Source organism: Bradyrhizobium diversitatis (assembly GCF_016031635.1).
Lineage (GTDB): Bacteria > Pseudomonadota > Alphaproteobacteria > Rhizobiales > Xanthobacteraceae > Bradyrhizobium > Bradyrhizobium diversitatis.
In genome coordinates this window covers 139,304-157,602 of sequence record NZ_JACEGD010000010.1, presented here as the reverse complement: position 1 = coordinate 157,602, position 18,299 = coordinate 139,304, and the positions used below count along the sequence as shown (strand labels likewise).

Here is an 18,299-nt window from a genome sequence, read left to right as displayed (position 1 = left end):
TCCCGCTTGCTATTCGCCCTTGAGGCCGGCGTCGCGGATCAGCCTGGTCCACTTCTGCGTCTCGTTGTCGATGAACCGGCCGAACTCGGCTGCAGTGCCGGCACGCACTTCGAGGCCCTGGGCGGTCAGCTTGTCCTTGATTGCGGGTTCGGCGAGCGCGCGCAGAACCTCGGCCTGGAGCTTGTCGACGATCGCGCGCGGCGTCGTGGACGGCACCATGAAGCCGTACCACCCGGCGGCGGCCACGTTGGGAAAGCCCTGCTCGCGCAGCGTCGGCGCCTGCGGGTAGAGCGCGCTGCGCTCGGGCGAGGCGACGCCGAGCACGGTGAACTTGCCGCTCTGGATGTAGGGCAGGGCGGTCGGCAGCGCCGTCAGCGTCGCATCGACGCGGCCGGCGAGCAGCTCGGTGTAGGAGGCCGCATCGCCCCGGAACGGGATGTTCAGCCCCTTGACGCCGGCATCGCGGAACAGAAGCTCTCCGGCGAGGTGCGGCTGCGAGCCGGCGCCGGGAGAGGCGAAGGTCAGCCCGTCCGGTTTCGATTTGCCGTAGGCGATCAACTCGGGCAGCGTCTTGAACGGCGCGTCGGCACTGATGATCAGGAACAGCGGCGCGATCACCGCCATCGCCACCGGCTGCAGATCCTTGCGGTCATAGGTCAGCTTGCCGAACAGCGCCTCGGCGGTCGCGTAGGGCGCCGCGACGTACAGGATCGTGTAGCCGTCGCCCGGCGCATGGGCGACCATGTCGTTGGCGATGCGCGTGCCGGCACCCGGCTTATTCTCGACGATGAACTGCTGACGCAGGCTGCGGCCGAACTCCTCGGCCAGCAGGCGCAGCGAGATGTCGTTGGAGCCGCCGGGCCCGTAGGGCGAGATCAGCCGCACCATGCGCGACGGCCAGGCGTCCTCGGCATGCGCCGCCAAGCCTGATCCTGCTGCGAGGCCGCCTGCGATCGTGCCCAGCAGGAATCGGCGTGTGACCTTGAATGATGCCACCGTTGTCGTCCTCCCTCTTGTTGTTGGTGTTCTTGTGTTGTTGGTCTTCTTGCGACGTCAGATCACCTTTCGTTGAGTGAGCTGTTCGATCTCATGGTCCGACAGGCCGAGCCAGTTCCGGAACACCTCGTCATTGTCCTGGCCGACGTCGCCCGCGGCGTGACGCAACCGCGCGGGGTCGACGGTGAAGCGAGGAACGGCATTGGTCATGGCGACCGTGCCGAAATCCCGGTCGGCAACGCGGGTGATCACCTCGCGCGCCTGCACCTGCGGGTCGGCGGCGATCTGATCGATCGAATAGATCGGGGCGAGCGTTCCCTGCGCGGCGTTGAACCTCGCGAGGACCTCGTCGAGGGGATGGGCGGCGCACCAGGCCGCAAAGATGCCGTTGAGCTCGGCGGCGTGCCTGACGCGCTGGTCGTTGGTGGCAAACCGCGGATCATCGACGAGGTCCGGGCGTCCGATCGCCCGGCAATTCGCGGCAAAGAGCGCGTTGGTCGAACCTGCGAGCGTTACCCAGTGATCGTCGCTGGTGCGAAACACGGCGGCCGGCGCCGAATAGCCGTTGGCGTTGCCGATCCGCTCTCGAACGGCGCCGAGCTGGTCATGCTCGATGGCGAGAACGTCGAGCAGGCGGAATACGGCCTCGGTCAGTGCGAGATCGATCTCCTCGCCCGGCGCATGCGGATCGCGTGCCCGCTTCCATAGAGCCGCGAGCACGCCGACGGCGCCGAACAGGCCGCCGATCGAATCCCCGATCGGATATCCGGGATGGGTCGGCTCGCCCTCGCTCTCGCCGGTGATGTAGGTGAGGCCGCCCATGGCCTCGAAGATGCGGGCGAAGCCGGGGCGCTCGCGATAGGGGCCGTCCTGCCCGAAGGCGGTGGCGCGCAGAATCACGAGGCGCGGCTGGATCGACCACAGCACCTCCTTGGGAAGGCCCCAGCGATCCAGCGTTCCCGGACGAAAATTCTCGATCAGCACGTCGAAGCGCGGAAGCAGCTGCTTGAACAGCGCAAGCCCTTCCGGCGTGCGCAGGTCGAGCGTGGCAAACTTCTTGTTGCGGTTGGCGGCCTTCCACCACAGCGGCTTGCCGTCCTTGAACGGCGGAAACGACCGCACGCCGTCGCCATGCCCGGGCATCTCGATCTTGAGCACGTCCGCGCCGTAGTCGGCCAGCAGCGTGGCGGCGAACGGCGCGGCGATGATCGTCGCGATGTCGAGAACCTTCAATCCTTCGAGCGGCCCAGCCATGTCATGTCCCGCCGCTTGTGATCTTCTTGGTCTTGCGCGGCGTCGTCGTGGCCTCGGCTTGCCCGACGATGGCGCGGATGCTGTCGGCGAGCGCGGCGATGCGCGGACCGATCTCGCCCTCGAGCTGGCCCGGCTGGAGCCGGAAGGCGGGGATGCCGCAATTGATCGAGAACGACTGCTTCGATTCACTCGCATGAAACAGCGGCGCGGCGACGGCATGGATCGAGGCCATGTACTCGCCCCAGCAGGTGCAGAAGCCGCGGTTTTTGCATTGCGCAATCCCGGCGCGGTAGTTGTCCCGGAACGTCGACCACAGCCCGGCGTCTTCGGCGGCGATGTTCCGTTCCAGCCGGTCTGCATCAGCCGGCGGCAAGGTCGACGCCGCGGCGCGGCCCATGGCGGTCATCACGACGGGAATGGGCATCCCGATGTCGGGCACGTGCGGGCCGACGTCGCCGGAGCGCGCGGTCTCCACATAGATCATCGAGGTCGCGTCGAGCAGGCCGATCGAGACCGTGCCGCGGACGCTGTGCGCCAGCTCCTGCATCATCGGCCGCGCCACCTGGCGGAATTGCATGCCGGCGAGCAGGGGATGCGCCATACGCAGCGCCCGCGCACCGACGCGGTACTTCGAGCGCTCGGCGTCGTAACGGAGATAGCCAAGCTCGGCCAGCGTATGGGTCAGCCTCGCCACTGTCGGCCGCGGGATGCCGGTCAGCGTCGACAGCTCCATGTTGCCGAGCAGCGTGCTCCCGGCCTTGAACGCCTCCAGCACGACGAGCCCTTTTGCCAGCGTCGTGGCGAAAGCGGCGTCGTCGGCGCTGTCCGCCAGCACGGCTGCGGCGGAGGAGGGCGGATGTCGTGGCTTGGATGAGCTCGTCGGGGCCATTCCTAATTATCAGACAGGCGCGGCTCAGATGTCCAATAGATTTGCCAATTGCGTAGAAATTGTCCGATATGTGGACGCAACTGTGCCTGGGACACTTCCGTGAGAGACCGCTCTCAAACGAGCGTGCAGACAGATTTTTGTCGCGATTGCATGCCGTCCTGTGACAGGATTATTACGACGGCATGTCAGATCGATAATTTTGCGGAGCGGCTCATGTTGCAGTGGCAGGCGCGGTCAAATCCCCTCGCGTGGTGGTGGGGATCCCTTACGCTTGTGAGCAGCGCCAATATTCTCGTCTGGTTCATGCTCTATCGCGAGTTCTATCCGACGGTGGCGGGCAGCATCAGTGGCGGCTCGGATATCGGGCTGATGTTCCTGCTGTGCGCCGGCTATGTGTTCGGCTGTGCTTTCCGCTCGGTGCTGCCGCGCGCCGACGTGCAGCGCATCTGCTTGTTCGACACCTGGCTATCGAGCGTCTTCGTGGGACGCTCGGTCGCGACCGTCGCCGAGGTCTGCTTCGCGGCGCAATGGGCCATCATCCTGCATCAGCTCGGGACCATGACCGGCGCCGAGACGGCGGTGAACATCGCCTGGGCGATCGTCCCGGTGATCATCATCGCCGAGTGCTTCTCCTGGTACGCGGTGGTGACCACCAACTATCTCTACAACGCGATCGAGAATTCGCTGTGGGCGGTGACCTTCTTCCTCGCCGGCATCGCGCTGTGCCGCCTGATGCCGGAATTCCAGGGCGTGGTGCGCTGGGCGCTGATGTCAGGGATCGTCGGCATCGCCTGCTTCCTCGCCTTCCTCGTCACCGTCGACGTGCCGATGTATCTCAGCCGCTGGCGGGCAGGGCACGCCGAGGGCAACAGGTTCCTCGGCTTTCTCGAGGGCCTGCATGACGTCTCGACGCGCTGGGTCGTGACCCACGACATCGCGCATTGGAAGGGCGAGCTGACCTGGATGTTCCTGTATTTCAGCGCCGCGGTGTGGTCGAGCCTCGCGCTCTGTGCGCTCTACGCCATGGAAGGCTACATCACGCGCTATCTGGCCTAGCGATTACTTGCCGACCAGCCCGCATTTGCTGCGGTCGAGCGGACGAAAGGCCTGATCGGGCGGGATCGTCGCGACCAGCTTGACGAAATCCCATGGGCCTTTCGATTCCTCCGGCGTCTTGACCTGGACCAGATAGAGATCGTGCACCATGCGCTGGTCCTCGCGAATGCGGCCGTTGGGTGTGTAGGCATCCGACACCGGGGTTGCCTTCATCTTCGCCATCACGGTCGCGCTGTCGTCGGAATCGGTGTCCTTGATCGCTTGCAGATAATGGCGCACGGCGGAGTAGACGCCGGCCTGGATCTGCGAGGGCATCGCCTTGCGCCGCCCATAGAATGTATCAGAGAATTTCCGGGCTGCCGGAGAGACGTCCTCGAAGAACGAGGTGACGATGAGGTCGCCGCGCGTCGCCTTGAGCCCGACCGATTCGATGTCGACGTTCTGGAACGACATCGGGACGATCTTCATGCCCTGATCAGCGAGCCCGAATTCCTCGGCCTGCTTGATCGCGGTGGCGTTGTCGCCGGCGACATTGATGGCCAGGATCTTGGCGCCGGACGACTGGGCCTGGAGCAGGAACGAACTGTAGTCGGGCGTGCCGAGCTGGGCCTTCACGCTGCCGGCGACCTTGCCGCCGAGCGCGACGATGCGGTCGCGGGCGGTCGCCTCGATCGAATGGCCGAACGCGTAGTCGCCGGTGATGAAGAACCACGGCTCCTTGCTGGTCTGCATGATGCCGGAGACCACCGCAGTCGCCGTGGAGTAGGCGTCCTGGGTCCATTGCACACTGGTCGGCGCGCAGGCCTCGTCGGTGAGCTGGTTTGCGCCGGCGCCGGAGATGAGGAACATCTTGCCATTGCCGCGCACCAGCTCTTGCACCGCCAGCGCCGCGCCGGAGCTGCCACCATCGGCGATTGCCTGCACCCCGTCGCTGAACCATTTTCGCGCCAGCGATGCCGCGAGATCCGGCTTGTTCTGGTGATCGGCCTGCAGGATCTCGATCGGCTTGCCGTTGATCTTGCCGCCGAACTCCTCCGCGGCCATGCGAGCCGCCTCGACCGAGCCCGGACCCATCGCGGTTGCGAATACGCCGTTCATGTCGGTGAGCACGCCGATGCGGATGGCGTCGCCCTTGATTTCGGCCCGCGCAGCGGAGCCGGCGAGCGCGAGTGTCATCAGCAGGATGGCGGCGGATGTGGTTCGGGTCGTGCCCATGGCGTTTCCTTGATTTTATTGTTGATTAATCGGTCTTGACGGTCAGGCCGGCTCGGCGATCACCGTGTTGCGCAAGGTGCCGATGCCGGAGATCTCGACCTCGACGGTGTCGCCGTGGCGCATCCACAGCGGCGGCGTGCGCTTGGCGCCGACACCGCCCGGCGTGCCCGTGACGATGACGTCGCCGGGCGCGAGCGGGCAGATGGTGGAGATGTAGGCGATCAGCTCGGGGATGGCGGTGATCAGGAGATCCGTCGTGGTGTCCTGCACGACGTTGCCGTTCAGCCGGGTCTGCAAAGTGAGCTTTGACGGATCGGGAATCTCGTCCGTCGTCACCAGCCACGGACCGAAACTGCCGCTTTCGGCAAAGGTCTTGCCGGCGAGGAATTGACTGGTGTGGCGTTGCCAGTCGCGGATGCTGCCTTCGTTGTAGCAGGAATAGCCGGCGACGTGGTCGAGCGCGCGGCCGGCGGGAATGTGGCGGCCCGCCTTGCCGATGACGAGCGCGAGCTCGCCTTCATAGTCGAAGTCGTCGCTGACCTTCGGCTTCACGATGGGCTGGAGATGGCCGACTTGGCTGCATGGGAAGCGAACGAACAGAGCCGGCTTCTCCGTGACGGTGCGGCCGGTCTCGGCCACATGGTCGCGATAGTTGAGACCGACGCAGATGATCTTGCCGGGATCGGGGATCACGGGTGCGAAGGTGATGCTGTCGACCGGATGGTCTGGGGCAGTGGAGGCTGCAAGCTTGGCCGCTTCGGCGACGCGGCCAGCTTCAAGCAACTGTCGTAGCGTTGTGCAGCCCGTTATGCGCGAGCCCAGATCGACGACGCCATTGTCCTTGACGACTCCGAACGAGGTGCGGCCGTTGGCGATGAAAGAGAGCAGCTTCATGGGGTATCCTTGGGATGTTCGTTCAGGCCGCGGACGGCACGTGGGTTGGAGGCGTGATGGCGGCCATGAGCCGGTCGAGGTCGGTCTCGTTACGGGCGGTGCCGCGGATGTAGCGGTCGGGGCGAACGAGTGCGGCGATGATGCCGTGCTCGCGCAGCCAAGGGCCGACGGCCTCGGCATCATTGCTGGTCAGGATCTCGATCCCCGGCAGTGAATGAGCGGGACGCGAAGGGGGAGTGGCCGAGCTATCGACGAGCAGGACATGGCCGTAGCCGATCCGGTCGTCGCTGCGGCTGCCGTCTCGCAGCGCGAACTGCGGCACGAGATGCCCGGCGAGAGGCAGATCGCCGAGCGCGAGCCCGGGGCCGAGCAGGGGCTTTTTCACTTCCAGCTTGACCGGCGCATTTTCGCGCACCTCGCCGGCGGCAAGGCCGGCCTCGATCGCCTTGGTGTTGATGACGCCGCCGAGGCGAATGGCGAGCTCGATGAATTCGCGCACATGCGGCTGGCGCTCGCTCTGATAGGTGTCGAGCAGGTGGGGCGGGGCGCCGTCGCGAATGACCGCGGCAAGCTTCCAGGCGAGGTTGGCGGCATCGCGGATGCCGGCGCACATGCCCTGGCCGAGAAAGGGCGGCGTCTGGTGCGCAGAATCGCCCGCGAGCAGCAGTCGATCGTTCCGCCATTGCTGTGCGATGACGGAATGAAACGTGTAGACCGCGGCTCGCTCGATCTCGGCATCGTCGGGAGTGATCCAGCGCGACAATAGCTCCCACACCTTCGCGGGTAGCGCGACCTCCTGGGAATCCTCGTCGGGAAGGACCGTGATCTCCCAGCGCCGCCGCGTGCCGGTGCCGCGCACGTAGGTCGCCGGACGGCGCGGGTCGCAATGCTGAAGGCTGTAATCGCCGAGATCGTCGCGGTCGCGCTTGAGCAGGACGTCAATCACCAGCCACCGCTCGTGGAAGCCGAGGTCATCCATCCCCGAGCCGATGAAGCGGCGCACCAGCGAGCGGGCGCCGTCGCAGCCGATCACGTAGCCGGCGCGGACCTCGCCGAGCCTGCCGTTGGAGAGATCTTCGTAGCGGACGCGCACGCCATCCTCGTCCTGATCGAGCGCGAACACATCGCAGCGGTTGCGCAGGCTGACGTGTGGCCAGCGGGCGAGCCCGCCGATCAACACGTTCTCCAGATCCGGCTGGTGGAAGCGGTAGCTGAGATGCCAGCCCATCGGCGTCAGCGTCTGTGGACGGGACCAATCCAGCAGCATGCGACCGGCGGCATCGAGAAAGAGCATGCCGGGACTGAGAATGACATGCGGCAGGATCGTCTCGGCAAGTCCGATCGTCTGGAACACGCGCATGCATTCGTCGTCGAAATGCACCGCTCGCGGCAAATGATAGGCCCGCGCCTCGCGCTCCAATACCAGCGTCCGTACGCCGCACAGGCCGAGCAGGTTGGCGAGCGTGGCGCCGACCGGCCCGCGGCCGACGATCACGACGTCGAAGTCTTCAGCGGTGGATTTATCTTGCATGGGCCATCTCTTCCCGAAGCGGTACCGACCCTTCAACGCCGGCGCGCCAAGTGTCCGCCCAGCGGACGACCTGCTCCAAAGCCGGTCTTGTCCGCCAGCCGGACATTTCCGCAAAGGCGCTACTTCCGCCCGGTCTGCCCTGGCTACTTAGGATCAGGAAAAAAAGTGCAGGTTGTCGATCCGGGCAGCCGCGGAGGAAACGACGATGCTGAAATGCGCGGGAGTGGCGTGCCTTGCCATCCAACTGGTCGTGGCGTCGGCTTCGGCCGCGGACATCAATGTCGGAATCCTGCTGTCCACGACCGGTCCGGCCGCGGCGATCGGAAGTGCCGAGCGCAATGGGGCCAGCTTTGGCGCAACCGAAATTGCGGGCCACAAGGTCAACTATCTGTTCCTCGACGAAGCCTCGGACAGCACCGCGGCTGTCGCGGCGACGCGAAAGCTGTTCCAGGGCAGCAACATCGATATCCTCGTCGGTCCAACCACGACGCCCGGATCTTTCGCGGTCATCGATCCCGCCGTCGAATACCGGCTTCCGGTCATCACGCTTGCCCCCGTCAATGCTCTGGTGTCGCCGGTCGATGCGAGGAAGCGCTGGATCTTCAAGACGACCACCAACGACGATCACGAAGCGGCGCCGTTGTTCGCGCACATGAAGAAGAGCAGCGTCAAGAAGCTCGCCCTGATCGGTTTCGGCGACTCCTACGGTGATGCCTGGAGCAAGGTCAGTGCGGAGATGTGCGCGGCCGCTGGGATCGCGCTCGTCGCCGACGAGAAATATGCACGGACCGACAACACCGTCGTCGGACAGATTCTCAAGATCGTTGCCGCCGAACCCGACGCCGTCCTCATTGCAGCCTCGGGCGCCCCTGCGGCGCTGCCGTTGCTTCAGCTTCGTGAAAAGGGATTTGCAGGCAAGGTGTACGGCACGCTCGGCGCCACCTTCGGAGATTTTCGGAAGCTCACGGGCACTCAAGGTGACGGCATCTTCGTGCCGCTGAGCCCGGCAGTCGGCGCCGCCTCATTGCCCGATCACCATCCCGCCAAGCAGGCCGCGCTGGAGTTCATTCGGCGCTACGAAGCCAAGTTTGGTCCGGGAAGCCGCAACATCTTTGCGGGATCCGCCTATGATGCCCTGCTGCTGATCGAGCGCGCCGCACCCGCCGCGCTCAAGGCCGGCGCGCCCGGGACCGCCGAATTCCGCGAAGGCCTCCGCAGCGCGATCGAAGGCCTCAAAAGCCTGGCTGGCTCCCGCGGTGTCTACAACTACGGACCCAACGACCATACCGGCCTCGACCAGAGTGCGCTGACGCTTGGCCGGCTCGAGAAGGGCGAATGGGTGGCCGTCCCCTGAGGGGGACTTCGGGACGGGAGGGAGAATAGAGGATGCCGGCAGTTCCCGGACAACCCATCTACGACGTCGATCTCTACAGCGACGAGGTCCTGCGCGACCCGTACCCGCACTACAAGGCCCTTCGCGAGCTGGGCGCCGTGGTCTGGTTGCCGCAAAATGGGCTTCATGCGGTGGCTCGCTTCGAGGACGTCCGCGCCGCGCTGCGAAACCCGGCCGTGTTCTCGTCGGCACAGGGGGTTGCCGCCAACGACCACGTCAACACCATCTCGCGAGGCACGACGCTGGCGAGCGATGCGCCCTTGCATGATCGGCTTCGTGCGATCATAGCGGCCCCGCTGCTGCCGCGGGCACTTGAGGAGATTGCACCTCAGATCAGGACGGAGGCCCGCCGGCTCGTCGACGAACTGGTCGACCGCGGCCAGTTCGATGCGGTATCGGATCTGGCTCAGCACCTGCCGCTGACGATCGTCTCCAAACTGGTGGGCCTGGAGGATCATGGCCGCAGCAGCATGCTGCGCTGGGCTGCCGCGACCTTCAACGTGCTCGGCAGCATGAATGCCCGGGCTTGTACGGCGCTGAAGGATGTTCAGGAGATGCGCGCCTATCTCGGCGGCGACGAGATCAGGAGCCGTCTGCGGACCGGCAGCTGGGGCGACCGCATCTTCGCTGCTGCGGACCGCGGCGAGGTCGAGCCGGAGCGCTGTCCGGTGCTGATGCGGGACTACCTCGGCCCGAGCCTTGATACGACCATCTTCGCAACCGCCAACCTCGTCTTGCTCTTCGGCCGGCATCCCGCGCAATGGGATCTGGTCCGCAACGATCCGCCCCTGATCCCGAACGCGATCAACGAGGCGCTGCGGCTGGAATCGCCGGTGCGCGGATTCACGCGCCATCTTGCGGCCGATGCGACGATTGGCGGCCTGACCATTCCGCGCGAGAGCCGCCTGCTGCTGCTGTACGCATCAGCCAATCGCGACGAGCGAAAATGGCAGGATCCGGAACGCTTCGACGTGAAACGTCGCGCCAACGATCATCTCGGGTTCGGCAATGGAACGCACATGTGCGCAGGCCTTCATCTGGCCCGGCTGGAGATGACGGCACTGCTCGAGGTTCTGGTGGAACGTGTTGCCGGTTTCGAGATCGGCGAACCCGTGCTGGCGCTCAACAACGTGCTGCGTGGCCTCGCTGCCTTGCCGGTTCGGGTGAAGCGGGCATAGCCCGTCGCTGCCGCGCACCTTTCGGTGTCCCTCTGACCGGAGCTCTGGCGTTGCTTCAGGCGCCGACGTCGATGGCTTCCGCGGCTCGACGTATCGGATCGACAAAGGTTGCGATGGCTTCCTCGATGCCCAGCGCCGAACGGATCCAGATGATCGAGATGCAGCCGAATACGGTGCCGTCGCGCACGATGGCGACGGCAATCGAAGCCGTCTTGGAATTGAATTCGCCCTCGCTGCGGATTGCGTAACCTCGCGCGGCCGTCTCGGCGATCATGCGGTCGAGCCGGCCCTGGTCGAGGAAGGGGCGGTCGTCGGCTTCGTCGATCCGACGCAGATGATTGACGATCAGATCACGTTCGCGCGCGGGGCAGGCGGCGAGATAGGCGCGGCCCGCAGACGTGCGCAGCATCGGCAAGCGCTTGCCGATCATGCCGCGATCAATCGAGAGGGGGCTGCGCGAATGCGTGGTCTCCTGCACTACCATCGCCGCGTTCTCATAGGTGGAGAGATCGACCGGCCAGACCAGCTTCTTGCTGAGTTCGACAAGAAAAGGCGCCGCGGCCTGGCAGATCACCACGCCAGGATCGTAGCCGTCGCCGAGGCTCAATGCGCGCCGGGTAACTCGAAATCGGTCGTCGCTGGCGCTGCGGGCGATATAGCCGAGTTCCTCCAGCGTTTCGAGGAGGCGGTAGACGGTGGGTCGGGGCAGGTCGAGCGCGCGGGCAACGTCGCCGGCGCGAATGCCGCCGGAGCGGTTGACCTCGTGCAGCACGTCGAGCCCGCGCTTGAAGGCGCGGACGCCCTCGGACTGCCGCGGCTGGCCGTTCCGCGTCCGCTCCTTGGACACTTCGTATTTCCTCCCTTGTGGCACATCGCGGCGCGGCTATCGTCATTGCGAACGCGAAGCGATTGCGGACCGCCACCGTAGGATCGCGCGCGGCCGGTATCAAGCTCGCCGCAGTGCGGCGATCGCGATGCCTTCGGGAGGACGTCGATGGAAATCACAGCGCTCGGCTATATCGGAATCGGTTCATCCCAGCTCGACCAGTGGAGCCGGATGGCGACCGGGCTGCTCGGCATGCAGCAGGTCGATCGCGGCGGCAAGATGCGCGCCTTCCGCATGGACGATCGCAAGCAGCGGCTGATCGTCGACGGCGGCAGCGATGCCGGCCTTGCGGTGATGGGATGGGAAGTGCCTTCGACTGCCGAACTGGACCAGTTGGGAGGACGGCTGGAAGGCCATGGCATCAAGGTGGTCCGGGGCTCGCGCGCGCTGGCTGACGAGCGGCATGTCGCCGAACTGATCGCGTTTGCCGATCCCGCCGGCAACCGGCTGGAAGCCTTTTGTAAGCCGGAGCTTGCGAGCGAGCCGTTCAGGCCGGGCCGTCCGATCTCGGGCTTCCGCACCGGCGCGCTCGGCATGGGGCACGTCGTGCTCAACGTGGAGGACGTCGAGCTTCTGTTGCCGTTCTATCGCGACGTGCTCGGCTTTCACGTCTCTGATTTCGGGCTGAAGCCCTACGGGCTCTATTTCTTCCACGTCAATGGCCGCCACCATTCCTTTGCGATGGTCGGCTCGGGGCGGAAGGCGATGCATCACTTCATGGTCGAGCTCGGCAGTCTCGATGACGTCGGGCAGGGCTACGACCTCGCGCAGTTGGACGAGGGGCGCATCGCCTACACGCTCGGCCGGCACACCAATGACCACATGACCTCGTTCTACGTGAATACGCCGTCCGGCTTCTTCATCGAATACGGCTGGGGCGCGCGCGTCATCGAGCCCGAGACCTGGCAGCCGCACGAGACCTTTGATGGGCCCTCGCTCTGGGGCCACGAGCGGCTCCATATGCCGGAAGAGCAACGCAAGCGATTGCGCGACATGCGGCTGGATGCAGCCGCGCGCGGCGTGCGCGTCGCCGACCCGCGCGTGCCACCGCTCAACTGCGCGTGGCTGGACCAGGTGATCGCGCGCGAATGATCGGCGCCAACAATCTGACACTCAGGAAAAGAAACATGCGCAAAACCCTTTTGCGGGCGGGCCTAGTGCTGCTCGCGTTCACCACGGTCGCCTCCGCCGAGCCGATGAAGGTCACGCTGCTCGGCACCGGCGTGCCGACGCCGCGACCGACCAGCTTCAGCGCGTCGACGCTGGTGGAGGCGGGGAGCGAGAAACTGCTGTTCGATCTCGGCCGCGGCGCGACCATCCAGCTCTACAAGCTGAAGATTCCACTCGGCGCGATCACCGCGAACTTCATCACGCATCTGCATTCGGACCACGTCGTCGGCCTTCCCGACATGTGGCTGACAGGGTGGCTTGCCACGCCCTGGGCTTCGCGCAAGGGGCCGATGAAGCTCTATGGCCCGAAGGGAACCGTCGCCATGGCGGAAAACCTCACCAAAGCTTTCGCCGACGACGTCCGCATCGATGACGAGCATCTCGATCCCGTAGCGGTCACGTTCGCGGCAAAGGATATCGAAGCCGGGCGGGTCTATGAGAACAACGGCGTGAAAGTCAGCGCGATCGAGGTGAACCACGGCGAGAAGATCAAGCCTTCGTTCGGTTACATCGTCGAATATGGCGGCCACAAGGTCGTGCTGTCGGGCGACACCAAGTATGATGAGCGCATCGCGAAGGCGGCCGAGGGCGCCGACCTGCTGATCCACGAGGTCGCGGTCATCGAACCGGAGCTGCTGGTCAAAAATCCCGTCTACAAGGACATTCAGGCGCACCATACCTCGCCCGAGGAGGCCGGCCAGATCTTTGCGGCCGCCAGGCCAAAACTCGCGGTCTATTCCCACATCGTGTTCGGCACGGTGAAGCCCGCGCCCGATATTCCCGAGGAGCCGCTGATCCTGCGCACGCGCACCGCTTACAAGGGCCCGTTGCTCGTCGGCCGTGACATGATGTCGTTCAGGATCGGTGACACGGTGGAGGCGTTCTCTCCTGACGGCGCGAGGCTGGAGCCGTAAGGCAACGGCGATCAGACCTCGGTCAACAGTCCCTGGCGCAGCGCTAGGCGGACCAGCTCGATGTCGGAGCCGACGCCGAGCTTGTCCTTGATCAGGGAATGCAGGTTCGCCACCGTCTTCGGGCTGACATGCAGCGTCTCGGCGATCTCCTCCGTCGTGTTCTCGGCGAGCAGCAGCCGCAACACCTCGAATTCGCGCGGCGTCAGCACGTCGGCGGCCGAGCTCTCGCCGCTGATGCGGCTGAGCGCAAGCTCGTGGTCGATATCGGGGCTGATCGCGATCTTGCCAGCGAGCACGTCCTTGACTGCGCGCACCAGCGTCTCGGGCGGGCTGGTCTTGGTGACGTAACCCCTCGCACCGGCGCGGATCGCCTGCACGGCAAAGCCGGCATTCTCGTGCATGGTGAAGATGAGGATCCGCGCCGTCTTGTCCCACTGCCTGATCCGCCTGACGACCTCGATGCCGCCGATGCCGGGCATGGTGAGGTCCATGATGACGAGGTCGGGCGCCTCGGATTTGTACAGCCGGTAGGCTTCCTCGCCGTCGGCGGCCTCGGCGACGACGCGCAGGCCCGGCTGCTTCTGGAGCACCGAGCGGTAGCCTTCGCGGACGACGGAATGGTCGTCCACCAGCAGGATGGTGGCGTCGGCCGCGCTCATGCCGCGTGCTCCAGCGCCTGCCGATCGGCGGCCGCGAGCGGAATGAACACGCGCAGCGCCGAGCCGTGAGGGCCGGTCTCGAAGCTCAGCCGGCCGCGCAGCGCGGCGACGCGCTCGCGCATGCCGAGCAGGCCCATGCCGGATTTGGCAGCAGCCTCGTTCGGCCGGCCGTCATCCTCGATCGCGAGCGAGATCTCGCTGTCGGCCATCGTCAGATGCACGCTGACCTTCGTTGCGCCGGCGTGCTTGGCCGCGTTGGTGAGCGCCTCCTGCACGATACGATACAGGCTGGCGCTAACGGAGGCGGGCACGCTGTCGAAGGCGCCGTCGAACCGGATATCGAAGCGGGTCTGGCCGCGGCTGCGGCCGTTCCACCCGGACACCAGTCCTTCGAGGCTCGCGACGAGGCCGAGCTCGTCGACATCGGGCGGCCGCAACCGGAACAGCGTGCCGCGCAGCGTCTCCATCATTCCGGTCGCAGTCCGGGCAATGCCGTCGCACTCTCCGAGCAAGGTGGGACAGTCCTGCGCCGCAGTCTGGCGGGCGGACGCGGCAAGCGCGCGGATCGCGGCGAGCGACTGGCCGAACTCGTCATGCAGCTCACGCGCGAGATGGCGGCGCTCCTCGTCCTGGAGCGCGATCAGCTTCCGCGTCAGCTCGTTGCGTTCGGCAAGCGCGGTGTCGAGGCTTTCGGCGAGATGGTTGAAGACGTCGCGGATGGCGGAGAGCTCGGCAAGGTCGAATGGCGGCAGCCGCGTCGTGAGATCGCCGGCAGCGACGCGCTCGAGACCGTTGCCGATCATGCGGGTGGGGCGCAGGGCGCGGGCCAGCGCGGCATAGAACAGCGCGCAGAGCAGCGGCAGCGCGATCGCAAGCGCGATCATCAGGCGGCCGGCCTCGTGCCAGGCTTCGGCCGTCTGCACGGCCGCATCGACCGAGACCACGGTCTCGCCGAGCTTCGTTCCGCGCACGATCACGGGCCGTGCCGCCTCGCGGCCGGGGTCGAACAGGCTGCGGTAGAAGGCGGTGAAGGCCTGCGGCGGCGGGCTCGCCGGGGCAGGGGCGCCGCTACAGAAACGCTGAAGGATGTCGCCGCTCGTGCCGCGGAATGCCAGACACAGGCCGGGCGTCATCACATAGGCGGAAACAGGATCGAGGTTCGGAAAGTCCGAGCGCGGGCTGGCCACCCACTGGACCTTGCCCTGTTGCAACTCCAGCGACCTCGCCACGATGGCGGCGATACTGTCGATGCGCGCATGCGCGGCGCGGTCGGCCGTCACGAGGAAATAGGCGGAAATCGCGGCGAAGCAGGCAGCCGATATCGCGGCCACGCGCAACGTCAGACGGAACTTGAGATCGAACCTCGGGCGATTCCACATCGGCGGACACCTGGTGCGAACGGGTTTGTCGCTCGCGCATTAAAGGGCAGAACGCAAGCGGCGGGAAGCGTTCCCGCCTTACCGCAGTGCAACGTCGTGAAATTTTCCCGGCATTCGTCGGGACGGTCACGGCTGCATGGCGTCAGGCGACCCGTCCAGATTTGCGGGCCGCTCCATCGACGAGGCCTGTTCATGCACCGCTCCCGGCTGATTCTCGTCTTTGTCCTCTGCGTCCTCTCTAGCTCGCGGGCCGATGCCGCGGACGCCATTGGCGTAGCCATGGACGATTTCAGCTATACCGACACCTCGGCCGAGCCGGCCGACCAGACCGCCGCCCACGAGCGGCGGCTGGCGACGTTCATGGCCGCGCTTCGAAGGGACATCGGTGCGGACCCGCGCTATCGGCTGGTTCCATCCGCCCGGGACGGCGCGGCGTTCAAGGTGATCGGCGGCATCCAGAAGACGAGCACGCTGGTGCAATGGGCCAAGGTCGCCGTGATCGAAATCGGCGCCAAGAAGCTCGTGATGGACAAGCTCTACAGCTTCCGCGGCGACAATGATGAATCCTGGGAGCGCGCCGAGATCTTCGTCTCCCGCGAGATCATGGCTGCGCTCGCAACGCCCGCGCCGGTCGCGCTCGCCGTGTTCGATTTCGAGCTGGAGGATACGACGGCCGCCTCGGCCGGCGCATCGGCGGCATCGGACGCGGCATACATGGCCGAGGTCACCGGCGGCGTGCGCGAGGCGCTGGGCCGATCCGGCCGCTACCGCATCGTCGATGTCGGCGGCGCGCGCGGCGAGGCGGAGAGGGGGCGTGCCTTGCGCGATTGCGGCGGTTGCGAGGCGGCGATCGCGAAAGAGCTCGGCGCGGATCAGTCGCTGATCGGCGTGGTGCGGCGGGTGAGCCGCACCGAATACACATTCGGCTTCCAGGTGCGCGACGCCAGGACCGGCACGGTGCTGACGCGTGGCGACAGCGGCCTGCGCATGGGCGCGGACTATTCCTGGAAGCGCGGGGCCGTGCGGCTGGTCAGCGACCGGCTGATCGAGAGCCAGTAGCGCGGTTCAGAACGTCAGCTGCACCTTCATCGACTGCGAGCGGTCGCTGGCGAGCTCGAAAGCGGCGACCGCGTTCTCGAACGGCATGGTGGCCGTGATCAAGGGCTTGACGTCGATCAGGCCTTCGCCCATCAGGCGCACCGCCAGCTCGAACTCGGGATCGAAGCGGAAGGTGCCGCGGAGCTGCAATTCCTTGGCGACGATGGAGTTGATCGGCAGCGTCATCTCGCCGCCGAGGCCGAGCTGCACCAGCGTCGCGCCCGGCCTGAGCACGTCGAGCGCGGTCCGCAGCGCCGCCTGATTGCCGGAGGCCTCAAACAGCGTGTCGAAGACGCCCTTGCCGGCGCGCCAGGGATCGAGCGCGGTGGCATTGGTCGCGACGTTGATGGCGTGCGTGGCGCCGAGCTTCCTGGCGACCGCGAGCGGCGCATCCGCGACATCGGTCACCACAATCTCGGCCGCGCCGCCGAAGCGCGAGACCAGGATCATCAACGCGCCGATCGGACCGCAGCCGGTGATCAGCACGCGCTTGCCGAGCAGGGAACCGGCCTGCTTGCCGGCGTGCAGGCAGACCGCGAGCGGCTCGGCGACCGCGGCTTCGGCGAGCGAGAGCTTGTCCGCGATCGGCACGGCCTGCGTCGCATCGACCGTGATGAACTCGCGAAAGCCGCCCTGCACGTGGGGAAAGCGCATCGCGCTGCCGAGGAAGCGCATGTCGAGGCACTGGTTGCGCATGCCCTCCTGGCAATGCAGGCAGACCCCGCACGGCTTGCTCGGGTTGACTGCAACGCGGGTGCCGGGCTTCACGCTGCTGACGCCGTCACCGACCGCCGCAACCACGCCGGCAATTTCGTGCCCCAGCGCCATCGGCTGCTGGATGCGGACGACGCCGAAACCGCCGTGATGGTAATAGTGCAGGTCCGAGCCGCAGATGCCGCCATTGGCGATCTTGACACGGACTTCGCCCGGACCGGGCGCCGGATCGGGATACAGGTCGATCCGCAGATCCTTCGGGGCGTGGATGACGACGGCGCGCATGGGCTGCTCTCGGTTCGCGGTCACATGGCGGCGATCATGCCGCCATCGACATAGATGATCTGGCCGTTGACATAGGTCGAGGCGTCCGAGGCGAGGAAGATCGCAGCGCCCACCAACTCGTCCGGCTTGCCCCAGCGCTTCGCGGGAATGCGGCCCATCAGCCAGTTGTTGAAGTCGGCGTTGTTGACCAACGCCTCGTTCATGTCGGTCAGCATGTAGCCGGGGCCGATCGCATTGGCCTGAATGCCGTGCTGGGCCCATTCCACCGCCATCGAGCGGGTCAGGTTCTTGATGCCGCCCTTGGCCGCGGTGTAGGGCGCGATGGTGGGACGCGCGAGCTCGCTGCCGAGCGAGCCGATGTTGATGATCTTGCCGTGCTTGCGCGGGATCATGCGCTTGGCCGCCTCGCGGCCGATCACGAAGGCGCTGGTGAGATTGGTCTCGATCACCTTGCGCCACTCGTCGGTGGTGAACTCCACCAGCGGCTTACGGTGCTGGATGCCGGCATTGTTGACGAGGATGTCGACCGCAATGCCCATCTTGTCGAAGCCATCGAACGCGGCGACGATCGCGGCTTCGTCGGTCACGTTGAAGGCGGCGCCTTCGGCCTGATAGCCGGCGGCGCGAAACTCGGCGACGGCCTGCTCGACGCGCTGGGGATCGACCCCGTTGACGATGATCCTGGCGCCGGCCCTGGCCATGCCCTCGGCGATGGCTCGGCCGAGGCCGCGGGAGGAGCCGGTCACGAGCGCGGTGCGGCCGGAGAGATCGAAGAGGGAAGTGCTCAT

17 protein-coding genes are annotated in these 18,299 nt (G+C 66.1%); 6 read left to right on the top strand and 11 right to left on the bottom strand.

Translation table 11 applies throughout. The features are described from left to right. Positions 1-9: 9 nt before the first annotated feature. The 3 genes from H1B27_RS11950 to H1B27_RS11940 are packed head-to-tail and all read right to left on the bottom strand — an operon-like array spanning position 10 to position 3,139. Complete coding sequence (locus H1B27_RS11950; protein WP_197966192.1) at positions 10-996, bottom strand: Bug family tripartite tricarboxylate transporter substrate binding protein; 987 nt, start codon at positions 994-996, stop codon at positions 10-12. A gap of 57 nt (positions 997-1,053) precedes the next feature. Further along, complete coding sequence (locus H1B27_RS11945) at positions 1,054-2,250, bottom strand: CaiB/BaiF CoA transferase family protein (protein WP_197966191.1); 1,197 nt, start codon at positions 2,248-2,250, stop codon at positions 1,054-1,056. A gap of 1 nt (position 2,251) precedes the next feature. After that, positions 2,252-3,139 (bottom strand): IclR family transcriptional regulator, encoded by an 888-nt coding sequence (locus tag H1B27_RS11940; protein WP_061881290.1) that lies wholly within the window; start codon positions 3,137-3,139, stop codon positions 2,252-2,254. A gap of 213 nt (positions 3,140-3,352) precedes the next feature. Here H1B27_RS11940 and H1B27_RS11935 point away from each other — a divergent pair, with 213 nt between their 5' ends. After that, the gene (locus H1B27_RS11935) at positions 3,353-4,195 is read left to right on the top strand and encodes a hypothetical protein (protein ID WP_061881291.1); all 843 of its coding nucleotides are present in this window, start codon (positions 3,353-3,355) and stop codon (positions 4,193-4,195) included. 3 nt (positions 4,196-4,198) lie between these two features. Here the strand turns inward: H1B27_RS11935 and H1B27_RS11930 are convergent, their stop codons facing one another. Genes H1B27_RS11930 through mhpA form a run of 3 tightly spaced genes read right to left on the bottom strand, consistent with a single transcriptional unit; the run spans position 4,199 to position 7,835 of the window. After that, positions 4,199-5,410 carry an ABC transporter substrate-binding protein gene (locus H1B27_RS11930; RefSeq protein ID WP_061881292.1) on the bottom strand — a complete coding sequence of 404 codons (1,212 nt, stop codon included), beginning with the start codon at positions 5,408-5,410 and terminating at the stop codon, positions 4,199-4,201. A gap of 42 nt (positions 5,411-5,452) precedes the next feature. Continuing rightward, positions 5,453-6,304, bottom strand: coding sequence for a fumarylacetoacetate hydrolase family protein (locus H1B27_RS11925; protein ID WP_061881293.1), 852 nt, complete (start codon positions 6,302-6,304; stop codon positions 5,453-5,455). Positions 6,305-6,326: 22 nt separating this feature from the next. Then, complete coding sequence (gene mhpA, locus H1B27_RS11920) at positions 6,327-7,835, bottom strand: bifunctional 3-(3-hydroxy-phenyl)propionate/3-hydroxycinnamic acid hydroxylase MhpA (protein WP_197966190.1); 1,509 nt, start codon at positions 7,833-7,835, stop codon at positions 6,327-6,329. Positions 7,836-8,040: 205 nt separating this feature from the next. Between mhpA and H1B27_RS11915 the strand changes: the two genes are divergently transcribed. Together H1B27_RS11915 and H1B27_RS11910 are read left to right on the top strand one after the other, a co-directional pair. After that, on the top strand, positions 8,041-9,189 hold the full coding sequence (locus H1B27_RS11915; RefSeq protein WP_197966189.1) for an ABC transporter substrate-binding protein: 1,149 nt from the start codon (positions 8,041-8,043) through the stop codon (positions 9,187-9,189). Positions 9,190-9,221: 32 nt separating this feature from the next. Continuing rightward, on the top strand, positions 9,222-10,406 hold the full coding sequence (locus H1B27_RS11910) for a cytochrome P450 (RefSeq protein WP_197966188.1): 1,185 nt from the start codon (positions 9,222-9,224) through the stop codon (positions 10,404-10,406). A 55-nt stretch (positions 10,407-10,461) separates the two neighbouring features. Here H1B27_RS11910 and H1B27_RS11905 read toward each other — a convergent pair whose 3' ends face one another. Further along, a complete protein-coding gene (locus tag H1B27_RS11905) occupies positions 10,462-11,253 on the bottom strand; it encodes a DNA-binding transcriptional regulator (RefSeq protein WP_197966187.1) in 792 nt (263 codons plus the stop codon). 147 nt (positions 11,254-11,400) lie between these two features. Here H1B27_RS11905 and H1B27_RS11900 point away from each other — a divergent pair, with 147 nt between their 5' ends. Both H1B27_RS11900 and H1B27_RS11895 read left to right on the top strand, forming a co-directional pair. Then, positions 11,401-12,384 carry a VOC family protein gene (locus H1B27_RS11900; RefSeq protein ID WP_197966186.1) on the top strand — a complete coding sequence of 328 codons (984 nt, stop codon included), beginning with the start codon at positions 11,401-11,403 and terminating at the stop codon, positions 12,382-12,384. Between the two features lie 35 nt (positions 12,385-12,419). After that, entirely contained in the window at positions 12,420-13,376 is a 957-nt protein-coding gene (locus tag H1B27_RS11895; RefSeq protein WP_197966185.1) for an MBL fold metallo-hydrolase, read from the top strand. A gap of 11 nt (positions 13,377-13,387) precedes the next feature. On the opposite strand, the gene H1B27_RS11890 is transcribed toward H1B27_RS11895, so the two are convergent. Together H1B27_RS11890 and H1B27_RS11885 are read right to left on the bottom strand one after the other, a co-directional pair. Next, positions 13,388-14,035, bottom strand: coding sequence for a response regulator (locus H1B27_RS11890; protein WP_197966184.1), 648 nt, complete (start codon positions 14,033-14,035; stop codon positions 13,388-13,390). Further along, the gene (locus H1B27_RS11885; protein ID WP_197966183.1) at positions 14,032-15,414 is read right to left on the bottom strand and encodes a sensor histidine kinase; all 1,383 of its coding nucleotides are present in this window, start codon (positions 15,412-15,414) and stop codon (positions 14,032-14,034) included. The genes H1B27_RS11890 and H1B27_RS11885 overlap by 4 nt, the downstream gene beginning before the upstream one ends. A gap of 192 nt (positions 15,415-15,606) precedes the next feature. Here H1B27_RS11885 and H1B27_RS11880 point away from each other — a divergent pair, with 192 nt between their 5' ends. After that, positions 15,607-16,473 (top strand): DUF3280 domain-containing protein, encoded by an 867-nt coding sequence (locus tag H1B27_RS11880; protein ID WP_197966182.1) that lies wholly within the window; start codon positions 15,607-15,609, stop codon positions 16,471-16,473. A 6-nt stretch (positions 16,474-16,479) separates the two neighbouring features. Here the strand turns inward: H1B27_RS11880 and H1B27_RS11875 are convergent, their stop codons facing one another. Beyond that, positions 16,480-17,511 (bottom strand): L-idonate 5-dehydrogenase, encoded by a 1,032-nt coding sequence (locus tag H1B27_RS11875; RefSeq protein ID WP_061881311.1) that lies wholly within the window; start codon positions 17,509-17,511, stop codon positions 16,480-16,482. Between the two features lie 20 nt (positions 17,512-17,531). Then, positions 17,532-18,299, bottom strand: a complete 768-nt coding sequence (locus H1B27_RS11870) for an SDR family oxidoreductase (RefSeq protein WP_197966181.1) — start codon at positions 18,297-18,299, stop codon at positions 17,532-17,534.